General features: G+C 61.8%; 11 protein-coding genes. 9 read left to right on the forward strand and 2 right to left on the reverse strand.

Annotated features, from left to right (window positions below; all coding sequences use genetic code 11):
- Window positions 1–519 (forward strand): sodium/proton-translocating pyrophosphatase (locus tag EN969_RS08535; protein ID WP_206525137.1); only part of this gene is annotated, 519 nt, incomplete at its 5' end.
- A gap of 272 nt (window positions 520–791) precedes the next feature.
- Here the strand turns inward: EN969_RS08535 and EN969_RS08540 are convergent.
- Window positions 792–1,304 (reverse strand): outer membrane protein assembly factor BamE, encoded by a 513-nt coding sequence (locus EN969_RS08540; RefSeq protein ID WP_013532236.1) that lies wholly within the window; start codon window positions 1,302–1,304, stop codon window positions 792–794.
- Window positions 1,305–1,418: 114 nt separating this feature from the next.
- Here EN969_RS08540 and EN969_RS08545 point away from each other — a divergent pair, with 114 nt between their 5' ends.
- The 7 genes from EN969_RS08545 to EN969_RS08575 all read left to right on the forward strand — a co-directional run bounded on the left by EN969_RS08545 (window position 1,419) and on the right by EN969_RS08575 (window position 6,156).
- Complete coding sequence (locus tag EN969_RS08545; RefSeq protein ID WP_063167769.1) at window positions 1,419–1,967, forward strand: ubiquinol-cytochrome C chaperone family protein; 549 nt, start codon at window positions 1,419–1,421, stop codon at window positions 1,965–1,967.
- Window positions 1,964–2,512: a DUF177 domain-containing protein gene (locus EN969_RS08550; RefSeq protein ID WP_013532234.1), complete on the forward strand. Its 549-nt coding sequence runs from the start codon at window positions 1,964–1,966 to the stop codon at window positions 2,510–2,512. The genes EN969_RS08545 and EN969_RS08550 overlap by 4 nt, the downstream gene beginning before the upstream one ends.
- 112 nt (window positions 2,513–2,624) lie before the next feature.
- Window positions 2,625–3,695, forward strand: a complete 1,071-nt coding sequence (gene plsX, locus EN969_RS08555) for a phosphate acyltransferase PlsX (RefSeq protein ID WP_024504675.1) — start codon at window positions 2,625–2,627, stop codon at window positions 3,693–3,695.
- Between the two features lie 9 nt (window positions 3,696–3,704).
- Window positions 3,705–4,676 (forward strand): beta-ketoacyl-ACP synthase III, encoded by a 972-nt coding sequence (locus EN969_RS08560; RefSeq protein ID WP_024504674.1) that lies wholly within the window; start codon window positions 3,705–3,707, stop codon window positions 4,674–4,676.
- A 103-nt stretch (window positions 4,677–4,779) separates the two neighbouring features.
- Window positions 4,780–5,103 (forward strand): integration host factor subunit alpha, encoded by a 324-nt coding sequence (locus EN969_RS08565; protein ID WP_013532231.1) that lies wholly within the window; start codon window positions 4,780–4,782, stop codon window positions 5,101–5,103.
- A 125-nt stretch (window positions 5,104–5,228) separates the two neighbouring features.
- Window positions 5,229–5,768 carry a MerR family transcriptional regulator gene (locus EN969_RS08570; protein ID WP_063167770.1) on the forward strand — a complete coding sequence of 180 codons (540 nt, stop codon included), beginning with the start codon at window positions 5,229–5,231 and terminating at the stop codon, window positions 5,766–5,768.
- A gap of 85 nt (window positions 5,769–5,853) precedes the next feature.
- Window positions 5,854–6,156 (forward strand): hypothetical protein, encoded by a 303-nt coding sequence (locus EN969_RS08575; RefSeq protein WP_013532229.1) that lies wholly within the window; start codon window positions 5,854–5,856, stop codon window positions 6,154–6,156.
- Window positions 6,157–6,697: 541 nt separating this feature from the next.
- On the opposite strand, the gene EN969_RS08585 is transcribed toward EN969_RS08575, so the two are convergent.
- Window positions 6,698–7,312 carry a hypothetical protein gene (locus tag EN969_RS08585; RefSeq protein ID WP_063167771.1) on the reverse strand — a complete coding sequence of 205 codons (615 nt, stop codon included), beginning with the start codon at window positions 7,310–7,312 and terminating at the stop codon, window positions 6,698–6,700.
- A 283-nt stretch (window positions 7,313–7,595) separates the two neighbouring features.
- Between EN969_RS08585 and EN969_RS08590 the strand changes: the two genes are divergently transcribed.
- A partial coding sequence (locus tag EN969_RS08590) for a helix-turn-helix transcriptional regulator (protein ID WP_164758184.1) occupies window positions 7,596–7,799 on the forward strand: 204 nt, incomplete at its 3' end.

Consider the following 7,799-nt stretch of genomic DNA (forward strand, 5'->3'; position numbering starts at 1 on the left):
GCCGTCGGCCGTGCGGCGGGCGCCATCGTCGAGGAGGTGCGCAAGCAGTTCCGCGAGGATCCGGGCATCATGGCCGGCACCTCGAAGCCGAACTACGCCCGCGCGGTCGACCTTCTGACCAAGGCGGCAATCAGGGAAATGATCATCCCGTCGCTGCTGCCGGTGCTGGCGCCGCTCGTCGTCTATTTCGGCGTGCTGCTCATCTCGGGCTCGAAGGCGTCTGCCTTTGCAGCGCTGGGTGCCTCGCTGCTCGGCGTCATCGTCAACGGCCTGTTCGTCGCTATCTCGATGACCTCTGGCGGCGGCGCCTGGGACAACGCCAAGAAGTCCTTCGAAGACGGCTTTGTCGACAAGGACGGCGTCAAGCATCTCAAGGGTTCCGAGGCGCATAAGGCTTCGGTGACCGGTGACACGGTCGGCGATCCCTACAAGGACACCGCTGGCCCCGCCGTCAACCCGGCGATCAAGATCACCAACATCGTCGCGCTCCTGCTGCTGGCCGTGCTCGCGCACGGCTGATCTAGGCTTCAGCCCGAAACAACCCGCGGGAGCGATCCCGCGGGTTTTTTGTTGAGCAATGCCATGTCGACGCGTCAACAAGCCGATCTCTTGCATGCGGTAAATGCGCCGGTATCTCATCTACCGGCTTGGGTTTCGACGGCTTAAGCATCGCCGGCAAACATACGGGGATCTTGCCCTGATCGAGGCCACAACAAAAACCCGCAGGATCGCTCCCGCGGGTTTTTGGTCGTCTGAGATGATGAGGCTCCCGGAATGGAAGCCGAAAGGAATTAGGCGCCGCCGCCCGGAATGCTGGGTGCCAGCTTGCTGGCACCGTTGATGATCTGGCTGAGGAAGTTCTGGTCCTTGCCGCCGGTCGGTGTGGTGCGTGAGATGAAGTCGAACATCTTGCCGTCCTTCATCCCGTAATTGGCGATCTGGGTGACGCGGCCATCGGCGCCGAAATAGACCGCCAGCACATGCTGATCAATGAGCCGTGGCTTGTCGAAGGCGACGTAGCGCTTGCGCGTCTGCGAAATGTAATAGAAGGCCTCGTTGTCGAAGGTCGCGGTCGTCGACGGCGTGCCGAGCGCCAGAAGCACCTGCTCGCGGCTCGAACCGACCGGCACCAGGTCGATTGCCTGCTGGTCTATGACGTAACCTTGCGTCAGCGTCTCACTCGGGCTGAGGTCGCCGATCATCTTGGAGGTGTGGCAGGCCGATAGTGCCGAAACGATCATCAGCAGCGAGATCGCGCCGGCGGGCCTGGACGAGAAGGTCGACTTGAAATTCAGCGCGCGCAACAACAACTCCATTAGCTGGCCGCAACTTGCGCTGGGCCGCGAAACCGGTAAACCAGCTTGCTTGCCGATGCAACAAGCCCACTTCAACAAACGGTCCCCAGGAGACCATCCCCAATGTTCCAGCGCTTTTTTGGCCGCGAACGCTACGCCAACCGCGCTATCACCGAGGCGCTTTACGCACAAATCGTGGCGGCGGCGCGGCAGACGGTGTTTTATTCCCACTGGAATGTGCCAGACACGCCGCTTGGCCGTTTCGAGATGCTGTCGCTGCACATGTTCCTGTTCCAGCACAGGTTGCGCGGTGAGAGCGGTGCGGCGCAAGAGGTCGCCCAGGTGCTGATCGACGAGTTCTTCCTCGACGTCGACCATTCGTTGCGGGAATTGGGCATTGGCGACGTTGGCGTGCCCAAACGCATGAAAAAGCTGGCAAAGATGTTTTATGGCCGAACCGCTGCCTATGACGATGCCCTGGAAAGAAACGACCATGAAGCGCTGACCGCGGCTCTTGCCCGCAATGTCCGGCCCGACGCGGGCGCCTGGCTGGAAGCATCGCTGCTGGCCAACTATGTTACCGACGCGCGCAATCATCTGGCCGCGCAGACATCCGAATCGATTGTCTCCGGCACGCTGACCTTTCCCGCCGCCAAGGAGGTTGAACAATGAAGCATGTGGACCCGCAAAGCCCGGTCTCCTTCCGTGCAAACATCACGCGCCTGCCGCAAAAGGGCCTGCCGCTGGTTGTCGAAGCCGATGCCGCACAGCGTGCGGCACTGGCCGAGGAGCACGGGTTGATTTCGGTCGAATCCTATCGCGCCGAGCTTCTGGTCGCGTCGTGGAAGCGCAATGGCGTGAAGATAAGCGGTCGTGTCGAAGCCGACATCACCCAGGCCTGCATCGTCACGCTCGAGCCTGTCGAAGCGCATATCGACGAACCGGTCGAAGCGCTGCTGCTGCCCGAGGATTCCAAGCTTGGACGGCAGGGTTTCGATGGTGGCGGCGAGATCCTGCTCGACGCGGAAGGCCCTGACAGTCCAGAGACATTTTCCGGTGACACGATCGATGTCGGGGCACTCGCCGAACAGTATTTCGGGCTCGCCATCGACCCCTATCCGCGTAAGCAGGGCGCAGCGCTCAACGCCGGCAGCGAGACCGAACCGGCGGAGAATGAATTTCAGCAAAAACTGCGATCCTTGCTGGGAAAATCCTGAAAAGCTCGCCCGCGACGGAAAAGTCGGTTGTGTGGCAGCCCAAAACCGTTATTTTCGCCGAACCTTCGCGGTCGCTAAACGACCTGCCGCCTAACCGTGAGACAAATACCGCGTGATCAGGATTTCCATCGATGCCATGGGCGGCGATCACGGACCAGCCGTGGTCATTCCAGCGCTCATGACGGTCGCGACCCGTCGTCCCGACATCCGCTTCGTCATCTTCGGGCGTGAGGAGGTCGTGCGCCCGGAGCTCGCCAAATTTCCCAAGCTTGCCGAGATCAGCGAATTCTTCCATTGCGAAATTGCGGTCAGGATGGACGACAAGCCGAGCCAGGCGCTGCGCCACGGCCGCTGGAAGTCATCGATGTGGAAGGCCGTCGAAGCGGTCAAGGCCGGCACGGCCGACGCCTGCATTTCCGCGGGCAACACCGGTGCGCTGATGGCGATGTCGAAATTCTGCCTGCGCACCATGGCCACCATCGATCGCCCGGCGATCGCAGCCCTTTGGCCGACATTGCGCGGCGAAAGCGTGGTGCTGGATGTCGGCGCGACCATCGGGGCCGATGCGCAACAGCTCATCGATTTTGCCATTCTCGGCACCGGCATGGCGCGCTCGGTCTTCGGCATAGCCCGGCCCAGCGTCGGCCTGCTCAATGTCGGCGTCGAGGAGATCAAAGGCCAGGAAGAGGTTAAGGAGGCGGGGCGCATGCTGCGCGAAGCCAACATGGCCTCGATGAACTATCACGGTTTCGTCGAGGGCGACGATATCGGCAAGGGCACGGTCGACGTTGTGGTGACCGAGGGCTTCGCCGGCAACATCGCTCTGAAGACCGCGGAAGGCACGGCGCGCCAGATAGCGGGTTATCTGCGCGCCGCGATGAGCCGCACCCTGATGGCCAGGATCGGCTACGTCTTCGCTAAGGGCGCCTTCAACCGCTTGCGCGAAAAGATGGATGTCGGCCGCTCCAATGGCGGCGTTTTCCTGGGGCTGAGCGGGATCGTCGTCAAAAGCCATGGCGGTGCTGATTCTGACGGGTTCGCCGCCGCGATCGAACTCGGCTATGACATGGTCCGCAACAACCTCCTCGACCGTATCGAGGCCGATCTGGACCTGTTTCATGCGCGCAACCCGCGCGCCCTGTCATCTAGGAAATCCGACGTCGTCACCGACGCAAAGGAATAGGAAAGAACTTTGATCAGATCAGTCGTGCGCGGCACGGGCGCCGCGCTGCCCCGCCGAATCATGAAGAATGCCGATTTCGAAGGCATGGTCGAGACCTCCGACGAGTGGATCGCCCAGCGCACCGGCATTCGCCAGCGCCACATCGCGGGCGATGACGAGACGACCGCTTCGCTGGGGGAAGCGGCGGCACGTGCCGCACTTGCCAATGCGGGCCTCACGCCCGCCGACATCGATCTGATCGTGCTGGCGACCTCGACGCCCAACAACACGTTTCCGGCCACCGCCGTCGAGATCCAGAACCGGCTCGGTATGCATCACGGCTTTGCCTTCGACATGCAGGCGGTCTGTTCGGGTTTCGTCTATGCCGTGACCACCGCCGATCTCTACATCCGCGGCGGCCTGGCCAAGCGTGTCCTGGTGATCGGGTCCGAAACATTCTCGCGCATTCTCGACTGGAGCGACCGGTCGACCTGTGTGCTGTTCGGAGACGGCGCCGGTGCCATGATCCTGGAAGCGGGCGAGGGCGCGGGCACGATCGCCGACCATGGCGTTCTGGCGGCCAGCCTGCGCTCCGACGGCACGCACAAGGACAAGCTTTTTGTCGATGGCGGGCCGTCGACGACGGGTACGGTCGGCCATCTCCGGATGGAGGGCCGCGAAGTCTTCAAGCACGCGGTCGGCATGATCACCGACGTCATCGAGGCGACGTTCGCGCAAGCCGGTATCTCAGCCGAGGATCTCGACTGGTTCGTGCCGCACCAGGCCAATAAACGAATTATTGACGCTTCCGCCAAGAAGCTCGGGATAGCTGAGCAAAAGGTGGTGGTTACGGTCGATTTGCACGGTAACACCTCGGCTGCTTCCGTGCCGTTGGCGCTGTCGGTGGCCGTTGCCGACGGCCGCATCAAGAAGGGCGATCTCGTCCTCCTGGAAGCGATGGGTGGCGGCTTCACCTGGGGCGCTGTCCTGGTTCGCTGGTAAGTGCCGAACGGTCCAGTTTCGGTCCTTGACCTTGACGGATCAATTACTTAGGCTCTGCCGTTGTTGTGCCGAATTTTATGTTTTGAGCTGATGGGACGGTCGCATGGGGGGAAAGACACTTACGCGCGCCGACCTTGCCGAGGCAGTTTACCGGAAGGTCGGCCTGTCGCGCACTGAATCGGCCGAACTCGTCGAAGCGGTGCTGGATGAAATCTGCGAAGCCATCGTGCGCGGCGAAACGGTGAAGCTGTCGTCCTTCGCGACATTCCACGTCCGCTCCAAGAACGAGCGTATCGGCCGCAATCCCAAGACTGGCGAGGAAGTGCCGATCCTGCCGCGTCGGGTGATGACCTTCAAGTCGTCCAACGTGCTGAAGAGCCGTATCTTGCGCTCCCATCAGAGCGGCAAGGCCAAAAGCGGCAAGTAATCCTAGAGCGCGGTTGAAAACCGCCACCGCCATGACGCCGGGCTTGAATATTGCTTCATAAACCGCTGAAATAAGCCCCGATTCGGCAGCTAGGCCGGATCATCGTCCAGCGTGAGGATTCGCCCATGGACAAGAGCCCCGACGCCTTTCGTACCATCAGCGAGGTCGCCGAAGATCTCGATTTGCCGCAGCATGTGCTGCGCTTCTGGGAAACGCGTTTCAACCAGATCAAGCCGATGAAGCGCGGCGGCGGCCGTCGTTACTACCGGCCGCAGGATGTCGAGCTGATCAAGGGCATCCGTCACATGCTCTACGACCAGGGCTACACCATCAAGGGCGTGCAGAAGCTGTTGCGCGAGAACGGCAACCATTTCCTGGTTGCCATCGGCAATGGCGACATGGCCGCCGTCGAGGCGATCTCGCAGCGAAGGCAGGCTGACCAGGTGCCGCTGACGCCGGCGGCCCAGCCGCGCAGCATGGACGACGAACTGGTCGGCCAGCCGCGCGTCAAACCCAGCCGTCGCTTTTTCGGCCTGGGCAAGAGCGACGAGGACGGTCCGGTGCAGCCGGATGCATCGAAACTCTCGCGCGACAACAGGGCCTTGCTGCAGGAGGCGTTGTTCGACCTCCTGGAATGCAAGCGCCTGCTTGATCAGGTGCGCTGACCGCAGCCCGACGCGATAGTTCGAAACCGGAACCCGTCTTCCGGTGAGGCGTTACGTTTCCTTCTGCAAGTGAAGGAAACACATCATGGCATCATTTTCGACCCTCTCGGACATCGATCTCGACAGGCAGGTCGCGGCTCTCACCAAAGAACTGGCCAGCTTGAAGAGGGCTGTGGCAAGGCGAGGCGGCGCCTACTACGAGGACGGTCGCGATGCAGCCTTCGACACCTATTCCGATCTTGCGGGGCGTCTGCGCGACGCCATGCCGGCACTGCGTAAACAGGGCAGGGTGATCGAGAGGTCGGCCCGCGACCATCCGGCGGCTGCCGCTGCTGTCGGCCTTGTGGTGCTCGGTCTTGTCGCCAGTCTGCTGTTCAGCCGGCGCTGAGGCGGTGCTTCTGATGGTTGAGGTAGCTGGCGCCGTCATTCGACGAACTTGGTGCGCCCAAATCGTGTCGAGCTAACGCGCCGCAATGCCAAGGGAAGACCGGCCTTGGACAGGAAGCCAAGGCCGGTCTTCTCGGTGGCAGTTTGCGGTGCTTAGGCCTTGTTTCCGATCACATGGTGGTGGTGGCGGTGATGATGGTGATGGCGGACATGGTGGCGATGATGATGGTGGTGACGATGGTGCTTTGCCATCGGCGCCGCATCCGCACTCGTCGCACCGATGACGGGCACCGTGAAAGCCAATGCAACTGCAAGCCCGAGGGCCGAGAGGAGGGACTTCTTCATGGATCGTTTCCTTTTGTTTCGCGGGCGCATATGGATCGGGGCGATAGCCCGGCCGCCGCGAATGGAATTACGCGCCTGAATTTTTTCGTCAGTATTTCCCGATTGTAGAATTTTGTTTCTGGACTGTTTCTGCCCAATCCAGCCTCCCGCCACCATGCACGGCAAGATCGAGAGGCGGCCATTGGCCGCCTGTCCGACTACATCGGCGGCACGACGCCGTTGGTCCCGACCACGACGCGGCTGGCGCTCAGCGCGCCGTCACTACCCCGCTCTGCGGTGACAAAGACCGTCGCACCCGGCTTGAGGTCGCTCGGCGTCGCCGGCGCGAAGGTGACGACAGGGGTGGTGTCGGGAATCGAAATCTTCTTGGTCTGGCCATTGTCATAGGTCAGCGTGACGGATCGCCCGCTTATATCGGTAACGTCGGCGACGGTGCCGTTGGTCATCCGGCTGTTTGGCTGCAGGTCCCAGGGGCGGTCACCCTCGCCGGTGCCTTTCAGCGCGGCCGGGAAGACCACCACCTCCAGGGCGCCGCTGCCGCCATCCGCTTTCGATACGGAGGCAATGCCGAGGAAATCGCCCTGCTTGATGTCCGTTGCCGAGGCGTTGGCGACGCCCGAGATCTTCCAGCCGGCCTTGAGCTTGATCGCGTCGGTATCGCCCTGGCGGGTTTTCACGGTGAGCAGCGTGGGCTTAAAACTGACCACCGTGCCGCGCACACGAAGCGCGCCTGCGGCTTGGGCGGCGCCCGCGCCGGCGACGGAAAGGCTGGAAATCGTGCCGAGCACGACCATGACTGTCTTCAAGTTCATTGCAAAAAATCCTTCCGGGAAAGAACTGGCTGGAACCGGATGGTTTCGCGCCAGCGACCCGGAGATAACGAATGGGCGCGGCGAAACTGCCGGCAAAAGGCCAATCAGGCCTTCAAAACAACTTGATCGCGACGTGTGCGCCAGAGGCCGCGCCAGGCACCCGGTTCACGATCCCGTGACGGCCATTTTGGCCCTTGGCAAATCACCAGTGAGAGGGCATCTTCCCGACCGTCTCAGGCAACACTCCTCATTTGATCAAACTCTTTCAGTCATGGAGTTGCCAATGCCCCATAATGCGAAAAGCGAACCCCACTCCGAACCGGCAACCAACGGGAGCGGGCCAGATTACAACACCCTCAGAGCGATGCGGGAGACCCGCGGTTACAGCGTGGAAGAGCTTTCCCTGACATGCGGCCTGGCGGTGGACGAGATTGAGGATATCGAAAGCGGCAGAGTGACCGATCCGTCGAAGCTGCGTCGTATTGTG

This window comes from Mesorhizobium sp. M7A.F.Ca.CA.003.01.2.1 (assembly GCF_003998945.1).
In the GTDB taxonomy this organism is placed as follows: domain Bacteria; phylum Pseudomonadota; class Alphaproteobacteria; order Rhizobiales; family Rhizobiaceae; genus Mesorhizobium; species Mesorhizobium ciceri.